The sequence below is a fragment of the Flavobacterium lotistagni genome (assembly GCF_011392125.1).
Taxonomy (GTDB): Bacteria; Bacteroidota; Bacteroidia; order Flavobacteriales; family Flavobacteriaceae; genus Flavobacterium; species Flavobacterium lotistagni.
Genome location: NZ_JAAJBU010000002.1, coordinates 265759 through 290830, shown reverse-complemented (window position 1 = coordinate 290830; position 25072 = coordinate 265759). Strand labels below are relative to the sequence as shown.

Sequence of the window (25072 nt, the reverse complement as noted above, 5' to 3'; positions counted from 1 at the left end):
TGCATGAACAACCGGTTATTTGTAGAAAATCTTCCAGCAAAAAAGGATGCCGCTACCATCGGGGCTAGGGCTCGTTGCAATCCATAAAACAGCGTCTTTAAATTTAGCCTTTCAGCCAAGCTTCTCTCAAAGTTTTCTTGGAGTCATCAGTGGCTTGATAACCGACTTTGTCATCAGATGGGATTTTAGTTTTTCCGTTGATGACCTGTTCTTTACCATCGCGACTTATTTTTACTGAAATTGGTTCGTTTTCTTGCCAGATTTGGCTCGACTGAATCAGTTCGTATATGTTGTCCAGATTATAGGGTTTCATATTGACCTCTTTAATAATATCGCCGCCTTGAATGCCAAGTTCGGTGTAAAAAACATTGAGTTCTGTGTCAGGTCTAACAAAAATAGCTTTGGTGTTTTGGTCTACAGCAATAAACGGAACCGCATCTTTAATAAAAGGATTGCCTGGGCTTTTTATTACTTTAGAGGTGACACCCATTTTCGCAAAATAAGTTTCATATGGAATTGGTGTGCCGCCCGAAACATGAGTGGTTAAAAATTCGCCCACTTCAGGATAGGTCAAGGAAACAATCTTGGTAAAAAGTTCTTGGTCTTTAAAAGATTTGTGAATACCGTATTCGAGCGAGAGTTGCTGCATCAAATCTAGAATGCCACGCGAACCATTACTTTTCTCACGGATGATAATATCAAGGCACATTCCGATGAGCGCTCCTTTTTCATAAACGTTGAGGTACTGGTCTTTGAAAGGTTTTTTCAGCACATTGGCGCTCATGACCGTAAAAGGCAATGTATCATTCATTGCAGAGGCATTGCTAATTTTTCCGGCCATTCGCATCAGGAAATCGTTTTCAGAAATTAAACCTTGATTCACTTGAAATAGGTTGGCAAAATATTCGGTCACGCCTTCATACATCCACAAGTGCTGCGACATTTTCGGGTCGGCATAATCAAAATTCTGAATTTCTTCTGAGTGAATCGTCAGCGGCGTTACGATATGAAAAAACTCATGCGAAACCACATCTTTGAGTTGCTCGTTTAATTCATCAACGCCCATCATTTCTGGCATAACAACAGTAGTCGCCGTCGGATGTTCCAGCGCACCGAAACCATGCGCGTCATTTTCCACTTGCATATCCGAGAGATATATCAGCACACTATATTTCTTAGTACTATTGAATTTACCCAAGAAGTTCTTTTGCGCAGTCATCATAGTTTTCATCGCCGGAGCAATTTCGTTGGCATTGTGCGTACTGTTTGGAGAATAAACCGCAATGAGAATTTCCATGTCATTAACCTTGAAAGTCGAATAATCCGGTTTGCTGTACATGACTGGATTTTCTACCAGTTCGGCATATCGGCTGGTGTTGAAAACGTCATTGGTGTTGCTGGCATCAGAATCGGTCATGGAGGTAGCACCCCAAAGTGTTGCCGGATGTTGCACGGTCATTTTGTAATTGAGGTCTTTGAATCCGTCGAAATAACCCACAAAACAATGGGTATTGAGTAAGATGTTTTTCCCTGCGTCGATGTTGCTGCCTACTGGCGAGAAAATTTGGTGGGTCGATTCGATATCGTAGGTGTCATTCACCCAGTAAGAAACAGAAGCCAATTGGTCTGCGCCTGAAATTTTCCAAGAATTGGTATCGACTTTACTGACATTCAGGTAGGCGCCTTTTTTATTATAAGCTTTAAAATCGTCTATGAACCGCCCGAAATCGTCTTCAGAATAAGTGCCAGGAACCATTTTAGGAATGTGATAAACAATTTCCGATGATTTAATTTTAGGGGCGTAAACCGTCACCGGAACGCGGTCTTTTTCAATGCCGTCAAGGTTGATGGTAGCTTGAATTTGTTCTTTGGTTTTTGTTTGTGCCGAACTGGTAAAAACATTAAACCCAAGGCAAAATGTCAAGGTAACGAGTATTTTTTTCATAAGTGGAATTTCAAAATTGCGAATCTGTTGCCAAATGTATAAAATAGTTTCATAGCGCAAGTCTCAAGCAACTTTATTGTTAAGGCAAAAAAAAACCCTTGCAGTACAAGAGTTTATGGTTCAGTCAAATTTATTTTTGATGTAGTATTTTCCGTCCAAATCGTCGTCGAAATCGTCAATCTTCATGGGCTTGGGTTTGGGTTTGGCCGCATTGGCTTTCTTTTTCCAGATTTCAAATTTGTCTGCAGTGAGCTTCTTTTTCATAATCTCGAGCACGTCTTTCTCATCAATACCGAGCTCTTTTTTAATAATCTCAAACGGGTTACGTTCTTCTAATGCTAAGGAAATTAATCGTTCGTTTTGCTCCCAAGTCAGTTCGATACGCTTGTTCTTTTTCATGTGGTGAAAATTAATTCAACGGTGTTTTATGGGTTATTTGTAAACCAATATTAATAAAAAATCCGATTATTTTCAATTTTCGAAAAATATTTTTGGGTTAATCTTGCAGTCCTTTTCTTTTGGGTTGAAACGGGATTTGAAGCAGATTGCCGAGTTGGTTATGTTCTTCTGGCTTTGGATGCGTATCGACACCGTAAACAATTTCTTCATTTTTCATGGTTTTGAAAGTGCCGAAAAGGTGGTCCCAAACCGAAAAGATATTGCCGTAATTGCTATCTGTGTAAGGCAGTTTGTAATGGTGATGCACTTTATGCATATCAGGCGAAACAATAATCCAACTCAGCAACGTATCAATTTTTTTAGGAAAGCGAATATTAGCATGGTTGAATTGCGTGGCAACAATAGACAAGGTTTGGTACAGAAAAACAAGCCACATCGGGCTGCCTACTAGTAAAACACCAAAAGTGGTAAAAGCAAACCGGATGACACTTTCTCCGGGATGGTGCCGATTGGCCGAAGTAGTATCAATCCAAGTATCGGTGTGATGGATCAAATGAAAACGCCAAAGCAGCGGCATTTTGTGTTCTACCCAATGCACGAGATAAGCGCCAATCAAGTCTAACAGCAACAAACCGATTATTGCATACAGCCACGAATTCATTTTCGGAAGCCATTGCAAAAGACCAAAATGATTAACTTGGGTCCAATGGGCAGTTTTTATCAGAATAAAAGCCATCAGGAAATTTATGACAATCGTCGTGAACGTAAAGAAGAAATTAATGCTGGCGTGCTGCCATTTTCGATATTGAAACTGAAAAAGCGGGAAAGCGTTTTCAATTAGCCAGAAAATCGTAATTCCGCCCACCAAAATCAAACTTCGGTGCGAAGAAGGGATTGTTGAGAAATAAGCAATGATTTCGTTCATGTTTTTTGTTTCAGTGTTATTGAATGACCCTAAAAGTAAGATTGATTCTGCCGCCAATCGGTTTAGCCGTTTTTGGAATTTGGTGTTTCCAATGGTGCTGCGTTGGACCTTTCATGAGTAATAGGCTGCCGTGCTCAAGTAAAATATTTCGTTTCAAGTCTGAATTTTCGTTGTGCCGAAGTTGGAAAACTCTCGCTGCACCCAAGCTCACCGAGGCAATCACAGGATTTTTTCCTAGTTCTTTTTCGTTGTCGGCGTGCCAACCGTTACTGTCTTTGCCGTCGCGGTAATAATTTAGTAAAACTGAAGTGAATTGGGTTTCCGAAACCGTTTCTGCCATAGCTTTAATTTTCAGTAAAAGCAAATTCCACGGATGCGGTTGCATGATGATGTTAGAGTAAGAGTAAGGCTTGCCATCGTTTCCGAACAAAGCAGTCAATCGCGGTTGGTCGTGCTGTTTTCCATACACTTTGATTTGATCTTGCTGCCAAGGAATCGATTGAAGCAAATCGGCATAAAGTTCGTCGGCAATTTCTCGACTGAAAAATGCCGGAAAGTAGGTAATCTCGGCATCGGGCAAATCCAGCACAATTGGAGCATCAGAAAACAACGAATCCATATCAATCATTGATTAAGCCTTTCAAATGCAGACGCAAGGCAGTGACGGAAATACTAATTTCCCAAAATGAAATTCCGAGTGATATTAACAAGCAGAGCAAACTCAAGCCAAACAAATAAATTCCAAAAATCGGGTATTGCAAGAACAACAAAAGCATTGCAAAAACAGACAAGAACAAACTCAGCACTCCAAACATCTGCATGTACCTGATTAAAGTAAGTCTTAAATTAAGGTTCTTGATTTCGAGTAAAATCGAAGCACTTTGTTTTTCTTCATAATTCTTTTTTAATCCGCGAATGATTGAAGCAATGGTCAAAAACCGGTTGGTGTAAGCCAGCAAAATAAGTGAAGTAGCCGAAAATAATAGCGCAGGTGTTTCGATAGTTAGCGTCATGAGTTTGGTTTTTAGAGGTGTAAATTTAACTTTTTTTAAGCACAGTATTTTTACATTCTCTAAAGAAAAACGTAATCGTTAAATAAAGTTTCACATGGTTGAAAATTCTAAATTAGTGGTAAATTGCGCAGTTAAAATTTTGCTTTTCAGATGGGATTTCGCTTGGGTTTCAGATTGATTTTTTCATGCCTTCTCTTGACTTTGTCGACGGCTTCAGCGTTTTCTCAATGTTTGGATATTGACACAATTTTAGTGGATGCTTGCGATGGTTCCGGAGGCGAAGGATATAATGAGATGGTTACTTTTCATACCGGTCCGACTGCTTTGAACACAGCAACTATGAATGTCAATTGGCCAGCCCAGTCTTGGCAAGGTTTGGCTCAAGATTCCTTTACAGCTTCTAAAGTGGCCACTTTAAATGCTCAAATTGCAGCTCTTGGTGGATGCGGTCGTTTGCTTGAACCCACAAGTGGAACTATTCCCGCTAATTCTAAAGTAATCTTAATTACCAGTCAGGATTTTAGCATCAATGCCAATGCTTTTGGAGCGTTGACTCAAGATGTTTATATTTTGTTTCAAGACAATACTACGGTTGGCGGTGGACATTTCGGAAATTACGGAGCTGCGAGCGGAATCAGAACGTTGACTATTTCTTTCGGTTCTTGTAGTGATACTGTCAGTTATGATAAGGCTTTACTTGTGGATGCTAATGGACTGCCGGGTGCGGCAAATGGCGCTACAGTTCATTTTACAAGTGCTGGTGCAGCAACTTATACTAACGAAGGATGTGTGGCTCCGGTGGAAGTTTTTAGTGTAGAGGCTGGAACACCGATTTCTGCTTGCCCGGGAGCCACAATAAGTTTAGCCGGAACAGCACAAGGACAATCTTCAGTTTCTTGGACGGCAGCTAGCGGAAGTTTTGTAAACAACGCATCATTGGCTACCAATTATACTTTGCCTTTTTCAGCCTCGGGTTCCGTAACACTAACACTAACTGCTACCAATTCTTGCGGAAATTCGATCTCTGATACGGTTGTGATTACGGTCAATAGTGCAGTAATTCCAGCTTTTACGCAAGTACCCGGAATTTGTAGTGGTGCCCCTTTATCGGCCTTGCCCACGCTTTCAAACAATGGCATCACGGGAACTTGGTCGCCACCGATTGATAACACGCAAACCCAAACCTATAATTTTTCTCCGACCATCGGACAATGTGCTTCGGGAACAACGATGACAATCAACGTGACTCCCACAGTAAACCCCGATTTTGCTCCGAGTTTGACGCTTTGTTCCGGCAATACAGCACCAACTTTGAATGCCACTTCGCCCAATGGAATTTCCGGAGTTTGGTCTCCATCGGTAATTAGCAATACGGCTAGTGGTAATTATGTTTTTACACCGAATCCGGGGCAATGTGCGACCAATTTTACGTTGTCTGTAACGGTGACCAGCGCGAGTATCGTTCCCGATTTTTCACCGACGCAGACCTTATGTTCCGGCAATACAGCACCAACTTTGAATGCCACTTCACCCAACGGAATTTCTGGAGTTTGGTTGCCATCGGTAATTAGCAATACTGCTAGTGGTAATTATGTTTTTACGCCAAATCCAGGACAATGTGCGACCAATTTTACCTTGTCAGTAACCGTTACTAGCGCGAGTATCGTTCCCGATTTTTCACCGACGCTGACTTTATGTTCCGGCAATACAGCACCAACTTTGAATGCCACTTCGCCCAATGGAATTTCCGGGGTTTGGTCGCCATCGGTAATTAGCAATACGGCTAGTGGTAATTATGTTTTTACACCGAATCCGGGGCAATGTGCGACCAATTTTACGTTGTCTGTAACGGTGACCAGCGCGAACATAGTTCCTGATTTTTCACCGACGCTGACCTTATGTTCCGGCAATCCAGCACCAACTTTGAATGCCACTTCACCCAACGGAATTTCCGGGGTTTGGTCTCCATCGGTAATTAGCAATACGGCTAGTGGTAATTATGTTTTTACACCGAATCCGGGGCAATGTGCGACCAATTTTACGTTGTCTGTAACGGTGACCAGCGCGAACATAGTTCCCGATTTTTCACCGACGCTGACTTTATGTTCCGGCAATACAGCACCAACTTTGAATGCCACTTCACCCAACGGAATTTCTGGAGTTTGGTCGCCATCGGTAATTAGCAATACTGCAAGTGGTAATTATGTTTTTACTCCGAATCCGGGGCAATGTGCGACCAATTTTACCTTGGCGGTAACGATAACTAGTGCCAGCATTGTTCCTGATTTTGCAACCCTTATTAATGTTTGTTCAGGAACTGCTCCACCGGTTTTAAATACCACTTCTCCGAACGGAATTACTGGGGCTTGGTCTCCGGCAACTATTAATAATACGGTTAGCAATAATTATATTTTCACACCTGTTTCCGGGCAATGTGGTACGATACTTACTATTGCGGTCAATATTACACCGCCATCAATTTTACCAACTTTTAATCCTGTGGCAGCGATTTGTGTGGGCGATGCGTTACTTCCGTTACCAACAACTTCCACCAACGGAATTACAGGAACTTGGTCGCCGGCTCTAGACAATACACAAACTCAAACCTACACTTTTACACCCAATATTGGCCAATGTGCTTTGAATACATCATTGACTGTTACGGTCAATCCGCCAACAGTGGTGCCGACTTTTGCCACAACTTCTCTAACGATTTGTAGTGGAGATAGTTTGTCTCCTTTACCGACCACATCGACCAATGGCATTATCGGCGTTTGGTCGCCGGCACTCAGCAATACGCAAAACCAGACCTATACATTTACCCCAAACGCAGGCCAATGTGCACGCAACGCATCGTTCGCAATCAATGTCACTCAAAAAACAGTGCCCACTTTCAGTTCGCTGGCAGCCGTTTGTGTGGGAACAATTTTATCGCCACTACCAACGACTTCTTTAAATGGCTTTACCGGAACTTGGTCGCCAGCACTCGACAATACGCAAACAACCACTTATACTTTTACACCCAACGCCGGACAATGCGCTTCCACTACCACACTAACTCAAACCATTAGCTCGGCAATTTTGCCTGTGTTTGGTTTTGTTGCGCCGGTTTGTGCCGGAACGCTTTTGAACCCGTTGCCATCAGTTTCGGTCAATGGAATCTCGGGAAGTTGGTCACCGTCGTTCGATAATGTATCGTCGCAGAATTATACTTTTACACCCAATCCCGGGCAGTGTGCCATCAGCGGTAGTTTGCGTATTGATGTGGCACCCAATCCGGCATACGCTGAAACTGCTTATATCTGTCTCGACGTTAACAATCAAGTGATTCGTCCCGCTACGGTCGATAGTCATCTTTTGGCCAGCGATTATACTTTCACCTGGACGCAAGACGGAAATCCATTAACTAGTGTAACGCCATCGATTCAAGCCTTGCAAATCGGAGTATACGAAGTTCTTGCGACGCATCGGGTTACCGGTTGCACGATCACCATTACTACAACCGTGCTGGCCATACCAACGGCTACTGCTATTGCTTATGTGAATGAAGACTTCGCCGACCAACAACAAATTATTGTGAAAGTAACTGGTGGCTCTGGCGATTTTATGTATCAGTTGAATGATGGCCCTTACCAACCCGGGAATATTTTTCCGATTGACAAAGGTGGCGATTATACGATTCGGGTGAAAGACATTAGTGGCTGCCACAATTTTGAATTGCAGGTAACGGCTTTGAATTACCCGAAATATTTCACACCGAATGATGACGGTTATCACGACACTTGGAATGTGCAAGGATTGCAACCTTCACAAAACGGCGTCATTACCATTTTTGACCGCTACGGAAAATTGCTCAAACAATTCAGAACCACTGCTGATGGATGGAATGGAATCTACAATGGCAGACCGTTACCAGGTACCGATTATTGGTTCGTCATTGACTATCAAACGCTCTCTGGAGTGACGAAGACTTTCCGCTCGCATTTTTCACTCAAACGATAAAACAAAAAACCCGCAAATTCAAGACTTGCGGGTTTTTATTTGAAAAGCTAAAATATTTACTTAATGAGTTCAAAACTTCTCTTGACAAAGGCAGTAAGTTCTTCCCCTTTTAAAAGTCCTTGAGAGATTTTGGCCAAATCAAGTGCCTGTTTGACCAAACTTTCTTGAGCAGAACTGTCGGCTTTGAGAATGGTTGTGGCCAAATCAGAGTTGGTATTGACAACCAAATTATACATTTCTGGGAAGTTGCCCATGCCGAACATTCCGCCGCCGCCGGTTTGGCTCATTTCTTTCATACGGCGCATGAATTCAGGTTGGGTAATAATGAATGGCGCTGCCTGACTGTCCATGGCTTCCAATTGAACCGAATAAGTGGTCTTGGGAACAATGCCTTCCAGCACGGTTTTGAGCTGGGTTGATTCTTCTTCAGAAAGTTTGGAGATTTGCGCATCGTCTTTTTGGATGAGCTTATCGATATGATCGGCATCGACGCGGGCAAAAGTCAGTTTCTCATTATCGGCTTCGAGTTTTTGAATCAAATGCGATACAATTGGCGAATCGAGCAACAACACTTGATACCCTTTTTCTTTGGCAATGTCTATATAGCTGTGTTGCGCGTCTTTGTTGGATGCGTACAACACGACCAAGTTTCCGTCTTTGTCAGTTTGGCTTTCTTTGAGCGTTTCTTTGAGTTCGGCTAAAGTGTAAAATTTTCCATCGACGGTCGGATACAGCACAAAATCTCCGGCTTTTTCGTAGAACTTTGGCTCGGAAAGCATGCCGTATTCGAGCACGATTTTAATGTCGTTCCATTTTTGCTCGAAATCTTCACGGTTTTCGTTAAAGAGCGATTTGAGTTTGTCGGCTACTTTTCTGGTGATGTAATTCGAGATTTTCTTCACATTGCCATCAGCTTGTAAATAAGATCGCGATACATTCAGCGGAATATCCGGCGAGTCAATTACACCGCGGAGCATGACCAAAAATTCAGGAACAATACCTTCAACGTTATCGGTTACAAACACTTGGTTTTGATACAATTGAATTTTATCTTTTTGTACCTGAAGGTTTGAATCGAGTTTCGGGAAATACAGAATTCCGGTCAAGTTAAACGGATAATCTACGTTGAGGTGAATATTGAACAACGGTTCTTCAAATTGCATCGGATACAATTCGCGGTAGAACGAGGCGTAATCCTCATCTTTCAAATCGCTAGGTTGCTTGGTCCAAGCTGGATTTGGATTGTTGATGATGTTGTCTACCTCGATGAACTCCGTTTTGTAATCATCGCCTGCATCTTCAGGTTTGGGTAAAGCTTCTTTTTTGGTGCCGAACTTGATCGGAATCGGCATGAACTTGTTGTATTTGTCAAGCAAATTCTTGATGCGGCTTTCTTCTAAAAATTCCAGAGAATCTTCAGCTACGTGGAGAATGATTTCAGTTCCGCGTGTGGTTTTCTCAGCCGGTTCTAAAGTGAATTCTGGGCTACCATCGCAAGTCCAATGCGCTGCCGGTTCGTCTTTGTAGGATTTGGTGATGATTTCGACTTTTTCGGCCACCATAAAAGCAGAGTAGAAGCCGAGTCCGAAATGCCCGATGATGCCTGAATCTTTGGCAGAATCTTTATATTTTTCGAGAAATTCCTCAGCACCTGAAAACGCGACTTGATTGATGTATTTCTCCACTTCTTCGGCAGTCATTCCGATACCTTGGTCGATGATATGAATTTTTTTGGCATCCTTGTCTATTTTGATTTCGATCATTGGGTTGCCGTATTCAACCTTGGCCTCACCGATGCTGGTGAGGTGTTTGAGTTTTAACGTGGCGTCGGTTCCGTTGGAAACCAATTCGCGCAAGAAAATCTCATGGTCGCTGTAAAGAAATTTTTTGATTAAGGGAAAGATGTTTTCTACCGATACATTGATTTTTCCTGTTGTCATATTTCGTGTGTTTTTAGATTGAAAAATTTGTTGGCCCGCTTTTCAAATAGAATACCAGCGTCATCAAAAATGACAAATTGGCGCAATGACCATCAAAAAAAAAATCTTAAATGAATTCTTATTCAAGGCTGCGGTTGTATATTTGCAGCCTAACATCAATGTATATGAAGAAATTATTTTTATTGAGTTGTATGGTTTTGGCGATGGCTGCCTGCAAAACTTCGTCAGCCACCAGTACCAAAGTAGATTCAAAATCTCAAGTGGCCATCAAAGGCAATTGGACCGTTAGTTCGGTAACTTATCCAGGTTCAGATTATATCAAAATCAATTCTTTCGGATTGGCTGATTCTAAATGTTTTGAAGGTAGTGCTTGGAAATTCGTTTCCAATAACAATTCTGGCGAAATGTCGCTCACCAAATCCAATTGTGCCGCATTTTCTTCACCCATTAAATGGTTTATCAACAAAGAAGGTCAGTTTATTTTGAAAATACTCAGTGCCGGTGAAAAAGCCAAGAAAGTTCGAGATGGTTATGTTTTGACGGTTAACGTTCAAGATGAAAATAACTTCCAACTTATTGATAAAATCAACGTAGGCAACAAACCGACCGATGTGGTGTATCAATTTCAAAAAACGAATTAAAACTGGGTGAATCCCAATAAAATCTAACAGTATGAGCAGAAAAATTATAGTAACCGGATTGGCTTTGGCCATTTTCTCAGGCAGTATCTTAAGCAGTTGTGAATCAGTGAAGAATACGAATAAAACTCAACGAGGTGTAGCTATTGGTGCTGCTGGTGGTGCAATTCTCGGAGGTGTTTTGGGGAACAATATCGGCAAAGGCGGCAATGGTGCCTTGGGTGCTGTGCTTGGTGGTGTCATCGGAGGTGTTGCTGGTGGTGTCATCGGAAACAAAATGGACAAACAGGCGCGTGAAATCGACAATGCTTTGCCCGGTGCAGACGTAGTTCGTGTAGGCGAAGGCATTAAATTGGTTTTGGGTGAAAATGCGGTTCGTTTTGATTTCAATAAGTCGACCTTGACTGCGGCAGCTAAAGCCAATCTTGATAAATTGGTGAAAGTATTTACCGAATATCCAGACACTGATATCATCATTTACGGTTATACTGACAGTTCAGGTGCCGATGATTACAACTTGAAACTTTCAGAGCAAAGAGCAGCAGCGGTAAAGGCTTACTTATCCAAAAAAGGGTTGGCAGCTTCGAGATTTACTACCAAAGGTTTGGGTGAATCAGATCCGATTGAATCTAACGATACCGATGCCGGTAGAAGTAAAAACCGCCGCGTGGAATTTGCCATTACAGCGAACGAGAAAATGGTTGAAGATGCCAAGAAAGAAGGCGGGAAATAATCTCAAGAATTCATAAAATAAAAGCTGTCCATTCGGGCGGCTTTTTTTATCCCCAACATTTAACACAATATTTTGTTTAATTATTTTGATAAATTGTTAAACAATATCTACTTTTACCTTCGCGAATAAAAGTATTGTAAATCATGGCCGCTAGCAAGAAAACCACCACCAAGAAAAAGCAAATCAACGATCTTCATATCATCACAGTCTATATGGATGATGTTCTTGAAAATCCGGATGCCAACAGAAATGTCTACACTTTCTGCAAAACTGTTGGAATTGAAGAAAGTGATTTCTACAGTTTTTTCAGTTCGATGGAGCATCTTCGACAAATGATTTGGGTGCAGTTCTTTGAAAATGTGCAGCAAACCATTGCACAAGATTCGTCATATTCAACTTACACCGATAAGAACAAATTACTGACTTTGTATTTTTCGCTTTTTGAATTGCTCACACTCAACCGTTCTTATGTGTTGCATTCGCTGAAAGAAAACGGAAAAGGTTTAGAAAATCTCATGGATTTAAAATTGTTTCGTCAGGAATTTAAAGCCTTTGTGGGCCAAATCATAAAGGAAAATCAAGAAACAGAATTAAAAAAACTGGATAAATTCTCCCAGCCGTTTTTCTCTGAAGGTGCTTGGATCCAATTTCTGTTTTTGCTCAAATATTGGTTGCACGACAGCTCAAAAGGTTTTGAAAAAACAGATGTTCTAATCGAAAAATCTGTCAATACTGTAGTCGATTTGCTCGATACTAAACCCTTGGAAAATCTGATTGATTTAGGAAAATTCCTCTGGAAAGAAAGAGCGATTTAATCACATAATCTTTAGTAAGAATTTATGAAGACTTTAGACAAAATTCCGACCAATAAAATCGAGCGAGCCGGTGAATTGCTCAAAACCGGCATCAAAGTAGGCGGAAATTATGTGGCTTATTATGGCAAGAAAATGGTCAATCCGGATTTGTCTAAAGAAACCTTAAATCAAAACAACGCCGAAGACATATACGAAGGCTTGCAAAACCTCAAAGGCAGCGCACTCAAAGTAGCCCAAATGCTGAGCATGGACAAAAGTATCATGCCGCAAGCTTATGTTGAGAAGTTCTCGTTGTCACAATTTTCGGTTCCGCCACTATCGGCGCCTTTGGTTCGGAAAACTTTCAAAAAATACCTTGGCAAATACCCCGAGGAACTATATGATTCATTTACACCAGATGCAGTTAATGCAGCCAGTATCGGTCAAGTGCATCAAGCATACAAAGACGGTAAAAAACTCGCGGTGAAAATTCAATATCCAGGTGTGGCCGATAGCATCAGCTCAGATTTGGCGTTGGTGAAACCTTTTGCCACAAGAATGTTCAATCTTAAAGGAAAAGATTCTGAAAAGTATTTCCTCGAAGTAGAACACAAACTTTTAGAAGAAACGGATTATATACTAGAACTCAAGCAAAGTCTTGATATGGTTCAGGCTTGCGGTCATATTGACCATTTGCGTTTCCCGAATTATTATCCGGCTTGGTCTTCAGAGAAAATCCTCACTATGGATTGGATTGATGGCGAACATCTATCTGAATTTGCGTCTAAGAATAAAGATCAGGTAAAAGCCAACCGCATTGGGCAAGCTTTGTGGGATTTTTACATGTATCAGATGCACCATTTGCGCCAAGTGCACGCCGATCCGCATCCGGGGAATTTCTTGGTAGATGAAACCCATTTGATTCCGATTGATTTTGGTTGCATCAAGAAAGTACCGAATGATTTTTATGTACCGTATTTTGAATTGGCTAACCCGAAAATCATTAACACTCCGGTTTTGTTTGAAGCCAAACTGTATGAACTCGAGATTTTGCGCACCGATGATTCTCCGGAAGAAATCCAATATTTCACGGGTATTTTTCACCGCTTGTTGAGCTTGTTCACCCAACCTTTTCATGGCGATTATTTCGATTTTTCGGATGAGGAATTTTTCGGAGCCATTGCTACCATGGGCGAAGAATTCACTAAAGACACCCAATTGCGCAAGATGAATGGCAATCGCGGTTCGAAACACTTTTTATACATCAACCGAACTTTTTTCGGACTTTATAATCTAATGCACGATCTTAAAGCGGCAGTAAATACCCAAAATTACCTTCGCTTTATCCATTGATGATTTGTTTTTTTGGTTAGTTAGTGAGAAAGAGTAAGCCCTTAAAAGGTTTGCTCTTTTTCTTTTAACGCAGTTGACGCACTTCAAAATACGTTTTTCCAGCATAAGCATCGAGGTTCACTCCTGATTGGTAATTTTCTGCGAAAATCTCTACATATTCTCCTGCGGTCAAATAAACCAGCGCATGAATTGTTCTGGAAACCGGCCCCAAATTAGAATGATTACCAGAAGTCTGCTGATACAAACTGCCATTTTTATAAATCCCGATGGAATAGAACTGCGTGTTGCTTTGATTATCGGTATGGAAACCAGCGTTCACTTCATAATATCCTGTTTTCAGGGCTATAAAGCGATTGGTTCCGGTATTAAATTCACTATTGACATCAAAAACAATCGTGTTGAAATTCAGCAATTGCCAGCCGCTAGTGTTCAAGCTTTGGTTAGCACTTAAATTCGTGCGCACCATCGACATGGATGCAGGCGTTACCCATGAAGCATTTCCGACAGCATCACTTTGTAAAACCGCATTATTAGTAGCACCTGAAGTCATTTGGAAATTAGTGGTTTTGGTTTTTCCGTTCACTTCAAGTTTATTGCCGGCAGATGGTGTAATGCCAATTCCGATATTGGTTCCGTCATCTATTGCCACGCCGTCAACGAGTTTGGTGCCGTTCCATTTCGGGATACTATTCAATCCAGCTGAGTTCACCTTCGGATCAGTTTCAGTAATCGCCAAGCTCGAGGTATTTACCCAAGTAGTAGCACCAGCACCATCGGTTTGGAGCACTTGTGTATTACTGCCTCGCGAAGTTGGAAAAGCGTATCCGGCAATTGTAGGGTTGCCTACCTGAACTTGCCCGTTGATGCGTAAAATGTTCGTGCTGAAATCGCCGTAAATTAAGGCGTTGTTGGCATCGGCATTCGAGTTTTCGATATACAGTTTGTCGCTTCCGGTTTCGGTTCGACCCGCTTGAAAACCGATACCAATGTTTCCATTTCCGGTTGTATTACGCAATGCTTCATAACCCAAGGCCACATTGTTGGTCCCGGTAACGGAATTTCGCAAAGCCGCAAAACCGACTGCTGTATTTCCGGTATTGGCCAAAAAAGGCGCATTGTAACTGGTCATGGCTTGTCGTCCGATGGCTACATTGAAATTAGAAGTAGTGTTGGAGAACATCGCTCCAGAACCAATGGCAGTATTTTCCGAACCGCTGGTGTTGCTGAAAAGGGCAAAGTCGCCCATGGCCGTGTTGCGTTGTCCTGTGGTATTTGCTGTGAGTACATTCGCCCCAAAGGCAGAATTCCGAACGCCATATTGAGAAGCAAAACTAATCGTTGGATTCACTAAGGAATTTGCCCCAAAAGCAGTATTTCCATTATTGTAATTAAAACCGCCGTCGTAACTAGCATCGCCAATATAACCCGCACGGATGTTGAATCTTTTAAAAACAATGTCTTGATTGTCGGTGGTTCCGATAAAGTTACTCGCCGGAGTCGTTCCGCTATTACCAGTGGTGAGCCAAGCCGAGCTGTTGAGGTTTTGCCACGTTACATTGCCCGCACCGTCGGTTTGCATGATTTGCCCGTTGGTACCGCGAGAAGGTGGAAGCAAATAATTGTTGAGTGTAGTGGTTCCGATCGAAACGTTTCCAAGGAAATAACCGGCGTAATTCGTTCCTGATTTTAATACTTCGGAATAAATACCATAATGAGTGCCGCCTGCCGAAGGGTTGATGTAATTATAGCTGCCGTATTTAAGACCGGTTCCAGCGCCGTCGAGTGTATTGAAAGTGCCGTAATGTGTTACGTTTGCCGAATTGGTAATGCTGTTGTAAGTGCCGTATTGCAAGCCAGTTCCTGTTCCTGATAGCAGGTTGAAATTCCCGAAATGAATGCCACTTCCGGTATTACTGATGGTATTGGAACTGCCATATTGAATACCAGTTCCTGCACCGCTAAGGTTGGTGAAATTGCCATAATGAACACCGGTTCCTGAATTATTGATATTGATACTGCTGCCGAACTGATTGCCATTTCCTGTTCCGCCAATGTCGTTATAGTTACCGTAATGAACCGCATTTCCAGAGTTGCTTACACTGATGTAACTGCCGTATTGTTCGCCACTTCCGGTGCCTGACATATCTGTGAATACGCCATAATGAATGCCACTTCCGCTACCCGATAAATTATTGTTGGTGCCATAATGAATCGCATTGCTCGAATTCGAAATATTGATGCTGCTGCCATATTGTTTGCCGGTTCCTGTTCCGGTAATATCGCTGTAAACTCCGTAGTGATTGCCGCTTCCTGAACCAGACATTCCGTTGTAAGTGCCGTGTTGGTTGCTGTTTCCGGAATTAGACACCCAATTGGCCGTTCCGAATTGCACTCCGGTTGTTCCCGTTCCCGAAAGTGTATTGAGTATGCCGTAAGTATTGTCTGTCGATGAACCGTTGACTGTATTACTGATGCTAATGTTGTCAATTGTGTTGGATGTATTGTTGGTCGCGCTCGAATTGACCAATCTGTCTGTGGTGCCACCTTGAATTTCAAGCGGAAAATTGGCGGTGTTTTTTCCGATTGCGACATTTCCGGTATGAAACATATTATCGGTAATGAGCGTCGGTGCAGTTGATGTTCCTACTTTATGCCAATCAGCATCGGAGTTCATTGTCGAATTAATTCCAATCCAACTGGTGGTCGCTTGGTTCCAATAATAAAAACCGGGCGCATTTGCTCCTGAAGTTGTGGTGAGAAAAACCAACATCCCATTTTGTGAAGCCGTCGGATTGGTCGCCGGAAAAGCATCAACACGAGGAATCAGAATACCGTCAGTATGGGCTGGAGCTGCTTGATTGGACGAACGCACATCGAAAGTAGCATTAGGCGTCGTGGTTCCGATTCCGACTTGAGCCAGTACCGATTGCAACATAAAAAACAAAATGACAACTAAGTGTAACTTATATTTCATTCGAGGTAGTTTGTAAATTAGGGTAGGACAAAGGTAAAACCAATTTGGCACGGTACAAGTAAAATCGATGAGTGTTAAGCAATTGCCGATTACTCGCAGTTTCTCACATTGAAATTTTTTATTTCCTGAGAGAATGTTCAATTTTGTGCTTCAATCTTTGTCATGCTTAGTGTCAACAACATTTCTTTTTCTTATGCCAACAAGCCCACGCTTGAATCGGTTTCGTTTACTTTAGAACGCGGGAAATGCCTTGCGGTGATTGGGGAAAGTGGTTGCGGGAAAAGTACTTTACTGCAACTGATTTATGGTTTGCACGATTTGAATCAAGGCGAAATTTTCTGGAATGGTGATCAGGTTTTTGGGCCGAAGTTCAACTTGATTCCTGGTGTCGATACCATGAAATATTTGGCTCAAGATTTCGATTTGATGCCTTACATTACCGTCGCAGAAAATATAGGTAAATTTCTTTCTAACCGATATCCGAAACAAAAGAAGGAGCGCATTGCCGAATTGCTCGAACTGGTCGAAATGACTGAATTTGCCCAAACCAAAGTGCAGTTTCTTAGTGGCGGACAAATGCAACGAGTGGCTTTGGCTAGAGTTTTAGCCTTAGAGCCTGAACTTATTTTACTAGACGAGCCATTCAGCCATATTGATAATTTCCGAAAAAATGCCTTGCGCAGAAAAGTCTTTAGGCACTTGAAGGATAAAGGAATTACTTGTATCATTGCCTCACATGACAGCAAAGATATTTTGGGTTACAGCGATGAAACCCTTGTTATCCGTGAAGGCAAAATGCTCTCACACGCCGACTCAAAATCAGTGTATGAAAACAACTTCAATCCATACATAGCGAGTCTTTTTGATGATATTAGCGAATTGCCTTTGGGGGAAAATGGCAATATGATTTGTGCTTATCCACACCAATTGAAAGTGGTCGAAAAATCTCCGGTGAAAGTTCAAACCCAAGCGAATTATTTCAAGGGTAACGGATATTTGATTGAGGCCGATTTTGAAGGTTCGACTGTTTTTTTTGAAAATAAAACTCCAATAGAAAAAGGCACATTTCTGTACCTCAAATTTGAAAAATAATCGATCACCAACCCATGATTTGACTAATTTTGTAAAAACTCTTGAACCATGAAAAAACTCTTTTTATTTTGCTGGGCAATATCACTGAATTTACAGGCTCAATTGCAATGGCGGCCTTTGCCTACAGCGATTACCAATATCGACAACCAGCGTTTTGACGATGTATTTTTTTTGAACGAAAATTTGGGTTGGGCAGCCAACGGAGCTTATGCCGCAGTATATAAAACCACAGATGGCGGTGCTACTTGGACTACGCAAATTACCGAGCAATCTCTAGGCGGCAACTACTACTTCCGCAACATTGAATTTTTGAACGAAAATATTGGGTTTTTAGGCACACTAGATAATGTTTTCTTTAAAACCATTGATGGCGGCACTACTTGGATTCCGGTGACCAATTTGCCCAACGCCCCAAGAGCCGTATGCGGTCTGGATGCTGTAGGCGAATCTACGGTGTATGGTTGTGGAGCTTATTTTTCTCCGGCCAGCGGAACACCGGCATACATCATCAAATCGACCGACAGTGGTGCGACTTGGCAACACATTGATATGACGCCTTATGCCACGGCTTTAGTAGAAATTTTGTTTCAGGATGAAAATGTGGGTTATGCATCTGGCGCAGACAGCAATGGCGGTGTGATTCTAAAAACTACCGATGGCGGCGCGACTTGGGCTTCGATTTACAATTCGGGAATTCCGGGCGAATATGTTTGGAAGTTGCAAATATTGTCTTCAAACAACAATGTGCTTTTTGGTTCGGTCGAAGCTTCTGAGCCCAACAATGGCAGAATGGTTCGTTCGCTGGATGGCGGCGTGAATTGGATTGCCAAGGAAGTACCGTTTACTAGTGTGCAGGCCATTGGTTTTTTAACTGAAAATCACGGTTGGGTGGGCGGATATACTTCTAGTATTGGCACCAATTTTCCGTTTATGGAAACCAACGATGGCGGCGATACCTGGACCGATGCTGGGGTTGGAGGTAATTTGAACCGTATTTTTTTCCTTTCAGATCATTTGGCCTATGCTTCAGGCGCGACAATTTATAAGTACAGTGAAAGCTTATTGTCTGATCCGAATTTTGTGGATACCAACCGCGTTCCGTTAAAAGTTACTGTAGCACCGAATCCGGTCAAAGACAAGCTCAGTGTGTCTATAGATTTTCCTGAACCCGACCATATCGTGATGCGACTTTATGATGCCACAGGCAAATTACTCAAAGTACTGAAAGGCGAATCAGTGAGTGCCGGTACCAAGAAGTATACTTTCGATTTTCCGTATCCGTCGGGAACTTATTTTTTAAATCTTCATAACGATACTGGAAGACAATCGGTGAAATTTGTCAAGTAATATTGATTTGAAGCTGAAATGTTTAAATTTGACTGTTAACTTTTAAAGCAAACCCGATGACGTATCATTCAAAAATTGCTGGGCTGGGCTATTTTGTTCCGGAACAAGTAGTCACCAACGACGATCTTTCAAAAATAATGGATACCAACGACGACTGGATTCAAGAAAGAACTGGCATTCAAGAGCGACGTCATGTTGTTAAAGGCAGCGGCGAAACCACAACTACGATGGGCATCAAAGCCGCAAAAATTGCCATAGAACGTTCAGGTATCAACAAAGATGATATCGATTTTATTGTGTTTGCGACCATTTCTCCGGATTATTATTTTCCGGGGCCGGGCGTGGCGCTTCAGAAAGAACTGGGTTTAAAAACCGTTGGCGCGCTCGATATTCGCAACCAATGTTCAGGGTTTGTTTATGCCTTGTCGATTGCTGATCAGTACATCAAAACTGGCATGTATCGCAATATTCTGATTGTGGGTTCGGAATTGCAATCTATTGGGCTTGATATGACTACCAGAGGTCGTGGTGTTTCGGTAATTTTTGGTGATGGAGCAGGAGCGGCCGTAATTACTCGTGAAACGGATTTGACTAAAGGCATACTTTCCACACATTTGCATTCTGAAGGAGAGCATGCTAAAGAACTCGCTGTTTTGGCTCCGGGCATGGGCGGTCGTTGGGTAACCGATATTTTGAAAGACCATGATCCGGATGATGAAAGTTATTTTCCATACATGAACGGGCAATTTGTATTCAAGAATGCGGTAGTACGTTTTAGTGAAGTAATTAACGAAGGTTTGCTCGCGAACAATTTGACGGTAACCGATATCGATATGCTGATTCCACATCAAGCCAATTTGAGAATCTCGCAATTCATTCAAAAGAAGTTTGGACTAAGTGACGATCAGGTGTTCAATAACATTCAGAAATTTGGCAATACTACGGCGGCGTCGATTCCGATTGCGCTTACCGAAGCATGGGAATTGGGTAAAATCAAATCTGGTGATTTAGTGGTTCTGGCTGCTTTTGGTAGTGGTTTTACTTGGGCGAGTGCAATGATTAGATGGTAGTATTTTTTCGATTTAAAGCAAAAAAAAAACCAGAGTGCACACTCCGGTTCTTTCTCTCTAACTAAAACTCAATTTATATAAAACCCAATTATAAATTCTAAAGGAATTTTACTTTTTGATTGATGTAACTATAGACTTCCAAATGCCTTTACTGTTACAAAGAATCTCAAAATAATTTGTTGGACATTCTTATCGCTTCATCGAAAAATGCGATTTGAATTCTTTCTCTACGTTGTCTTCTTGATAGGTAATTGTAAACCAATAATCGTCTGAAGGCATCATTTGTCCGCTGAAAGTTCCATCCCAACCATTGCCATCAGGCTTGATTTGCGTCATGATTTTTCCATAGCGATCAAAGATATAAATCACTGATTTTGCTTGGTTTTCTAAAGCTTTGATGTTCCAAGTATCATTGAATCCGTCACCATTTGGCGTGAAGAATTTAGGATAATTTACAATCAATGCTTGGGTCGAAGTCATGCCGCAACCGTTTTTATCTCTAACAGTAACTGTATGAATTCCCGATGAAACGTTCTCAAATATAGGGCTGTCTTGGAACAAACCATGGTCTAACTGATACTCGTAATCTCCGGCTCCGATAGTCTGAATAGTAATTACTTGATTGTCATCGAAGGCTTCAGTCACCGCATAACTAACCACTGCTGGCTCAGACGAACCTACTGTTGCAGGCATCGGCTCAGAATCGCATCCCGTTAAAATATCTGTAGCTACTACGGAATAAACACCGGGCAACATCGCTTGATAAGTACTGCCGCTTCCCACTAGTGCTCCATCTTCATTATACCATTTGAACATGTAGGCCGAAGCGCTCAATCCGCTGGAAATGGTGTAAGGGTTTAGTACTACATTGTTTACAGAATCATAACACATGATACCGCCTTGTGGTGTTGGTTCCGGCAATTTGTTTACTTTGATTTGTAAGCTCTTGACATCAAAACAAGTTGCTGTCAAATTGTTGGTTACTTTGACATAGATGGTTTTCGCATCAGTAACAGTCACAGCATTGGTTCCGGTTACGGCATCATTGAATGAAGTGTAATAAGTAACTGTGAATTCAGAACCAGTTTGGTTGCCTAAAGCCGAGCTATCTAAAGTGGTCAAATCAAAGTTGAACAAACCATCGTTGGTGCCATCGGTATCGCAAGTGCGCAGTAAATTTGCAGGAACCGGATATACCACAGGCGTATCGATAATAGTTACATCAAAGGAACTTTCATCGTATTGTGTAGCATCAAATGGAGCTGTTCCGTATATATAAATGGTTTGCGAAGTATTTACTCTTTGTCCGGCCAATAAATGGGTTCCGGTGCCTAAAGGGCCAGTATAATAACCTCCAATAGTTAAAGTAGGCAGTATATAGCTTTCACAAGTAGTCACATCGGCCACTTCATCCACGTTGTATATGGTAGCATAGAAACTTTTCTCATCGGTACAATTTGGAGTGGTTCCAGTTTCGGCATATACATAAATCGTTTGGTTCGAAGTAATTGAATCACCCGCGTTTAACGGGGTTCCGGTTCCGTTAGTTCCGGTAAAGTAATTACCAACCGGTAACGCTGGCAGAACATATGCATTGGCAGCAAAAACATCAGCAATTGGCGCAATCACTGGTGATACGTTGATGGTTACCGTAAAAGTATTCTCGTCAATACAATTGATACGCTCGCCAGATTCGGTATAAACATAAATGGTTTGAGAAGTGGTAATCACATCGCCGGCCAGCATTAAATTACCTTCGCCACTATGAGGTCCGCCAGGAAGTTTGTAGTAATTTCCGACAGTCAAAGCGGGCAATACATATCTGTCGCAAGCAGTAACGTTTGACGGAGCATCTGCCTCTATAGAAAATACACTGATGTAAAAACTATTCTCGTTGGTGCAAAATGGAGCCGTAGTTGCGACTGCATAGATGTAAATTCTCTGTGAAGTTGTGATTACAGTTCCGCCGGGTAACATGGTTCCTGTTCCGTTAGGGCCGGTATAGTAATTTCCGACGCTCAGATTGGTCAAGGTATAAGAATTACAAATATCGATATCCGACCTTGAGTCAATCACTGGTTTGGCGCTAATGGTGACTACGAAGCTAGATTCGTTGTTGCAAGTTGCACTTGAAACTGATTGTTTGAAAATGTATACGGTTTGTGTCGATACAATTAAATCACCTGCAAATAAATGGGTTCCAGTAGCGTTCGAACCGGTATAATATTCTCCGCTGCTCAAAACAGGTAGCGTGTAGCTTTCACATACTGTTACATCTGCCAAAGTATCGATAATTGGTTGTGCGATAGCAATATTAAAATGCGCATTATCTGTACAGTTATTTCCACCTGCATTGGCAACATAAACATAAACCGTTTGCGATAAGTTAATCACAGTTCCTGGTTGGATTTCTGTTCCGCCACCTTGAGGAGCAGTATAATATTTTCCAACCGGTAACACAGGCAAAGTATAAGGGTTACATTGGGCAACATCGGCAGGAATCGTCAGTCCGATGATGACCTCAAATGAAGCATCAGCCGTACAATGGTCTGGTGTTTCTGCATGAACATATACGGTTTGTGAGCTGGTTAAGATTGTTCCCGCAGCGATTTGAGTTCCGCCGCCGTTGGGTTGTGTGTAATAATTTCCTTCGCTTAAAGCAGGTAACGTATAAGAAGTACAATCAAAAGCATTTTCAAAAGTTCCGAGCGTAACGGTTGATAGAATCGTCACGGTGAAGTTGTCATCAATCACACAAAACGGAGGTTCGGTAGCTGCGTAGTAAAAGTTAATAGTTTGTGTAGATGAAATCACGGTGCCCGGAAGAAGTTCCGTTCCGGTTCCGCTTGGACCTGTGAAATAGCCGCCAACCGCAGGCGCTGTCAAAGTATAACTGCCGCAAACACTTTGGTCTTCAGGAACAATCGTTTCAGGATCTAAAATGGTTACCTGAAAAGTACTACTGTTGGAGCAAGTTCCCGGTCCGTTAGGTTGGTTAAAAATGTAGATGGTTGAAGTAGTATCGACTAAATCTCCTGCAAACAAAGCGGTTCCAGTTCCGTTTGGCCCAGTGAAATAGTTTCCGTTAGTTAAAGTAGGTAGTGGATAGTTTTCGCAAACAAAAACAGCTTGCAGAGTATCCACCGCAGGCAATGGGCTTACAAACAAAGTGAAGCTGGTGCCGGTAGTGAAGCAAGTACTGTCAAAAGCACTTTGCACGCGAACGTATATGGTGGTATTGTTCGTAGCGAATGTAAAGTTGTTGGCAATAGGGTTGGTTCCGCTGTTGGCGTTGGCTTGCGAAGTATAGTAGCTCACCACATACTCTGAAGCGGACTGGCTTCCTAAGATGACGGCATTTTGCTGGTTCAAATCGAAAGCGGCATTGTTAAATGAAGAGCCTGAGCATTTAGTCATGTTGGGTGCAGCGTTGGCTACCGGAGGCGCAGAAGTCAGCAGTTGAAATGACTTTACAATAAAGCAAGCGCTGTTGTGGCTTTTGATTCTAACATAAATGGTAGTTCCCGGTGCAGCTGTGTATGAGTTGGGTAGTGGGCTAATTCCCGCATTGGCATTGGCCAGCGACCCATAATAACTCACTTGCGTTAAAGGGTTTAATCCGGCTTTTACCACAGTTGTATTTAGTGAAAGATCATAAGTATAAGTGGCTGCACCTGTATCGCAACGGTATAAATTAATTGGGTCTGGAGTGATGATTTCAGGCAAGTATTGAACCGTAATATAGTCGGTAATCGGCTGGCATCCACTAGTGGTTTGCTGATAAGTAATACCGTAAAATCCGGGTTCAGTAATGGTTAAACTTGGTCCGTTTTCACCAGGCACAATTGATCCGTCTTTTGTCCAAGAAAAAGTGTAATTCGCAGCATTTAAATTAGAATTTAATGTGTGTGAACTTCCATAGCACAAAGCGGTGTTGGCTGCCGTAGTTATATCTAAGCCTAAAACATCTTGACCGATATTGAATGTATCCGAGGAGATAAAAATCGCAGAATCTGATCCCGAATCTGAACGATCAGCAATGACCAATTTAATATGGTATAGTGTATTCGGAGTTAAAACAGCCGAAGCATTCATAAGCTTGGTTTGCCCGTTGAAATTAATCGCAGCGCTAGAAGCCGCAGAACCGCCATTGTAGCTGCCGAAAAACTGGGCATTGGCCGACGGACAAGACGAATTGTAAAGGAAATCCCTAATGGTTACCACCGAAATTGGAATGTTCGTACTGGGTACTACAGCCAAATTCGTGGTTACTCCGGTAGCGGTATTAGTCAACAAGAAAGCAAACGCATCAGAGAATTGGCATTGAAAATTACCGTATTCTTCAGAAGCGAACAAGAACTCGAAGTTGAACGTAGGCGAAATCGGCGTGAAATCGAATTCAAGCACACTAGCGTTTACCGAGCTCATCGCAATTCCTGATTGTGATAGCGTATGTTCCAAATCGGTATCGCCGGGCCAGTTGGCAGCGCCGTCGTTCAAATCAGAACTGTTTGGTCCTGCGCCGTGCATGACATCGCCGGTGCTAAGCATTACGCCCGATTGCATAGGAAATCTAGGGTTGGTGTTCTGGAAGAATCCGATTCCGTTCGAAGAATTAAAGTTAGTTCCGGTTCTCCAAGTAATGTTGGTGGCTGCAACACAAGGTGAGTTAATCAACACCGAATTAACCAATTGAGGCACGGTGTAAGTGTTGGTGCTGACTGATATGGCTTGCGAGAAGCACGACACAGTCATAGCCGTAGCTAGAATGAGTAGTAATTTTTTCATAGTAGATTTGGGGATTTACTATTAAATTATATTATGTTTTTGACACTCCAAAGATTTGT

Annotated in this window: 16 protein-coding genes; 8 read left to right on the top strand and 8 right to left on the bottom strand. The window is 42.1% G+C overall.

Going from position 1 to position 25072, the window contains the following annotated elements; all coding sequences use genetic code 11:
* Nucleotides 1–103: 103 nt before the first annotated feature.
* The 5 genes from G4D82_RS04005 to G4D82_RS03985 form a co-directional block, all read right to left on the bottom strand.
* The gene (locus G4D82_RS04005; protein ID WP_166334762.1) at nucleotides 104–1945 is read right to left on the bottom strand and encodes a M61 family metallopeptidase; all 1842 of its coding nucleotides are present in this window, start codon (nucleotides 1943–1945) and stop codon (nucleotides 104–106) included.
* Nucleotides 1946–2065: 120 nt separating this feature from the next.
* Nucleotides 2066–2344 (bottom strand): DUF2805 domain-containing protein, encoded by a 279-nt coding sequence (locus G4D82_RS04000; protein WP_166334760.1) that lies wholly within the window; start codon nucleotides 2342–2344, stop codon nucleotides 2066–2068.
* Nucleotides 2345–2441: 97 nt separating this feature from the next.
* Entirely contained in the window at nucleotides 2442–3269 is an 828-nt protein-coding gene (locus tag G4D82_RS03995; protein WP_166334758.1) for a sterol desaturase family protein, read from the bottom strand.
* Between the two features lie 16 nt (nucleotides 3270–3285).
* A complete protein-coding gene (locus G4D82_RS03990; RefSeq protein WP_166335094.1) occupies nucleotides 3286–3888 on the bottom strand; it encodes an alpha-ketoglutarate-dependent dioxygenase AlkB family protein in 603 nt (200 codons plus the stop codon).
* Between the two features lies 1 nt (nucleotide 3889).
* Nucleotides 3890–4282, bottom strand: coding sequence for a DUF2721 domain-containing protein (locus tag G4D82_RS03985; RefSeq protein WP_166334755.1), 393 nt, complete (start codon nucleotides 4280–4282; stop codon nucleotides 3890–3892).
* Nucleotides 4283–4432: 150 nt separating this feature from the next.
* Between G4D82_RS03985 and G4D82_RS03980 the strand changes: the two genes are divergently transcribed.
* Nucleotides 4433–8284 carry a T9SS type B sorting domain-containing protein gene (locus G4D82_RS03980; RefSeq protein ID WP_166334753.1) on the top strand — a complete coding sequence of 1284 codons (3852 nt, stop codon included), beginning with the start codon at nucleotides 4433–4435 and terminating at the stop codon, nucleotides 8282–8284.
* A 56-nt stretch (nucleotides 8285–8340) separates the two neighbouring features.
* Here the strand turns inward: G4D82_RS03980 and htpG are convergent, their stop codons facing one another.
* A complete protein-coding gene (gene htpG / locus G4D82_RS03975; protein WP_166334751.1) occupies nucleotides 8341–10224 on the bottom strand; it encodes a molecular chaperone HtpG in 1884 nt (627 codons plus the stop codon).
* A gap of 164 nt (nucleotides 10225–10388) precedes the next feature.
* Here htpG and G4D82_RS03970 point away from each other — a divergent pair, with 164 nt between their 5' ends.
* The 4 genes from G4D82_RS03970 (at nucleotide 10389) to G4D82_RS03955 (ending at nucleotide 13742) form a co-directional block, all read left to right on the top strand.
* Nucleotides 10389–10865: a lipocalin family protein gene (locus G4D82_RS03970; RefSeq protein ID WP_166334749.1), complete on the top strand. Its 477-nt coding sequence runs from the start codon at nucleotides 10389–10391 to the stop codon at nucleotides 10863–10865.
* A 31-nt stretch (nucleotides 10866–10896) separates the two neighbouring features.
* Nucleotides 10897–11595: an OmpA family protein gene (locus tag G4D82_RS03965; protein ID WP_166334747.1), complete on the top strand. Its 699-nt coding sequence runs from the start codon at nucleotides 10897–10899 to the stop codon at nucleotides 11593–11595.
* 143 nt (nucleotides 11596–11738) lie between these two features.
* Complete coding sequence (locus G4D82_RS03960; protein WP_166334745.1) at nucleotides 11739–12410, top strand: TetR family transcriptional regulator C-terminal domain-containing protein; 672 nt, start codon at nucleotides 11739–11741, stop codon at nucleotides 12408–12410.
* 24 nt (nucleotides 12411–12434) lie between these two features.
* Nucleotides 12435–13742 carry an ABC1 kinase family protein gene (locus G4D82_RS03955; protein WP_166334741.1) on the top strand — a complete coding sequence of 436 codons (1308 nt, stop codon included), beginning with the start codon at nucleotides 12435–12437 and terminating at the stop codon, nucleotides 13740–13742.
* A gap of 64 nt (nucleotides 13743–13806) precedes the next feature.
* Here G4D82_RS03955 and G4D82_RS03950 read toward each other — a convergent pair whose 3' ends face one another.
* The gene (locus G4D82_RS03950) at nucleotides 13807–16716 is read right to left on the bottom strand and encodes a beta strand repeat-containing protein (protein ID WP_166334739.1); all 2910 of its coding nucleotides are present in this window, start codon (nucleotides 16714–16716) and stop codon (nucleotides 13807–13809) included.
* A gap of 162 nt (nucleotides 16717–16878) precedes the next feature.
* On the opposite strand from G4D82_RS03950, the gene G4D82_RS03945 reads away from it, so the two are divergent.
* From G4D82_RS03945 to G4D82_RS03935, 3 genes are read left to right on the top strand one after another with little or no spacing between them, the layout of a single operon-like run.
* Entirely contained in the window at nucleotides 16879–17808 is a 930-nt protein-coding gene (locus G4D82_RS03945; protein ID WP_166334737.1) for an ABC transporter ATP-binding protein, read from the top strand.
* A 48-nt stretch (nucleotides 17809–17856) separates the two neighbouring features.
* Nucleotides 17857–19155, top strand: coding sequence for a YCF48-related protein (locus G4D82_RS03940; RefSeq protein ID WP_166334735.1), 1299 nt, complete (start codon nucleotides 17857–17859; stop codon nucleotides 19153–19155).
* Between the two features lie 56 nt (nucleotides 19156–19211).
* Nucleotides 19212–20225, top strand: coding sequence for a 3-oxoacyl-ACP synthase III family protein (locus G4D82_RS03935; protein WP_166334733.1), 1014 nt, complete (start codon nucleotides 19212–19214; stop codon nucleotides 20223–20225).
* A 189-nt stretch (nucleotides 20226–20414) separates the two neighbouring features.
* Here the strand turns inward: G4D82_RS03935 and G4D82_RS03930 are convergent, their stop codons facing one another.
* On the bottom strand, nucleotides 20415–25013 hold the full coding sequence (locus G4D82_RS03930) for a T9SS type B sorting domain-containing protein (RefSeq protein WP_166334731.1): 4599 nt from the start codon (nucleotides 25011–25013) through the stop codon (nucleotides 20415–20417).
* Nucleotides 25014–25072 lie beyond the last annotated feature (59 nt).

What these genes read in the sequence shown, in the direction of transcription:
- G4D82_RS03980 (WP_166334753.1), top strand. Translation starts at nt 4,433, where the DNA reads ATGGGATTTCGCTTGGGTTTCAGATTGATTTTTTCATGCCTTCTCTTG.
- G4D82_RS03960 (WP_166334745.1), top strand. Translation starts at nt 11,739, where the DNA reads ATGGCCGCTAGCAAGAAAACCACCACCAAGAAAAAGCAAATCAACGAT.
- G4D82_RS03985 (WP_166334755.1), bottom strand. Translation starts at nt 4,282, where the DNA reads ATGACGCTAACTATCGAAACACCTGCGCTATTATTTTCGGCTACTTCA.
- G4D82_RS03935 (WP_166334733.1), top strand. Translation starts at nt 19,212, where the DNA reads ATGACGTATCATTCAAAAATTGCTGGGCTGGGCTATTTTGTTCCGGAA.
- G4D82_RS03930 (WP_166334731.1), bottom strand. Translation starts at nt 25,013, where the DNA reads ATGAAAAAATTACTACTCATTCTAGCTACGGCTATGACTGTGTCGTGC.
- G4D82_RS03940 (WP_166334735.1), top strand. Translation starts at nt 17,857, where the DNA reads ATGAAAAAACTCTTTTTATTTTGCTGGGCAATATCACTGAATTTACAG.
- G4D82_RS03970 (WP_166334749.1), top strand. Translation starts at nt 10,389, where the DNA reads ATGAAGAAATTATTTTTATTGAGTTGTATGGTTTTGGCGATGGCTGCC.
- htpG (WP_166334751.1), bottom strand. Translation starts at nt 10,224, where the DNA reads ATGACAACAGGAAAAATCAATGTATCGGTAGAAAACATCTTTCCCTTA.
- G4D82_RS03965 (WP_166334747.1), top strand. Translation starts at nt 10,897, where the DNA reads ATGAGCAGAAAAATTATAGTAACCGGATTGGCTTTGGCCATTTTCTCA.
- G4D82_RS03945 (WP_166334737.1), top strand. Translation starts at nt 16,879, where the DNA reads ATGCTTAGTGTCAACAACATTTCTTTTTCTTATGCCAACAAGCCCACG.
- G4D82_RS03950 (WP_166334739.1), bottom strand. Translation starts at nt 16,716, where the DNA reads ATGAAATATAAGTTACACTTAGTTGTCATTTTGTTTTTTATGTTGCAA.
- G4D82_RS03990 (WP_166335094.1), bottom strand. Translation starts at nt 3,888, where the DNA reads ATGGATTCGTTGTTTTCTGATGCTCCAATTGTGCTGGATTTGCCCGAT.
- G4D82_RS03955 (WP_166334741.1), top strand. Translation starts at nt 12,435, where the DNA reads ATGAAGACTTTAGACAAAATTCCGACCAATAAAATCGAGCGAGCCGGT.
- G4D82_RS04000 (WP_166334760.1), bottom strand. Translation starts at nt 2,344, where the DNA reads ATGAAAAAGAACAAGCGTATCGAACTGACTTGGGAGCAAAACGAACGA.
- G4D82_RS04005 (WP_166334762.1), bottom strand. Translation starts at nt 1,945, where the DNA reads ATGAAAAAAATACTCGTTACCTTGACATTTTGCCTTGGGTTTAATGTT.
- G4D82_RS03995 (WP_166334758.1), bottom strand. Translation starts at nt 3,269, where the DNA reads ATGAACGAAATCATTGCTTATTTCTCAACAATCCCTTCTTCGCACCGA.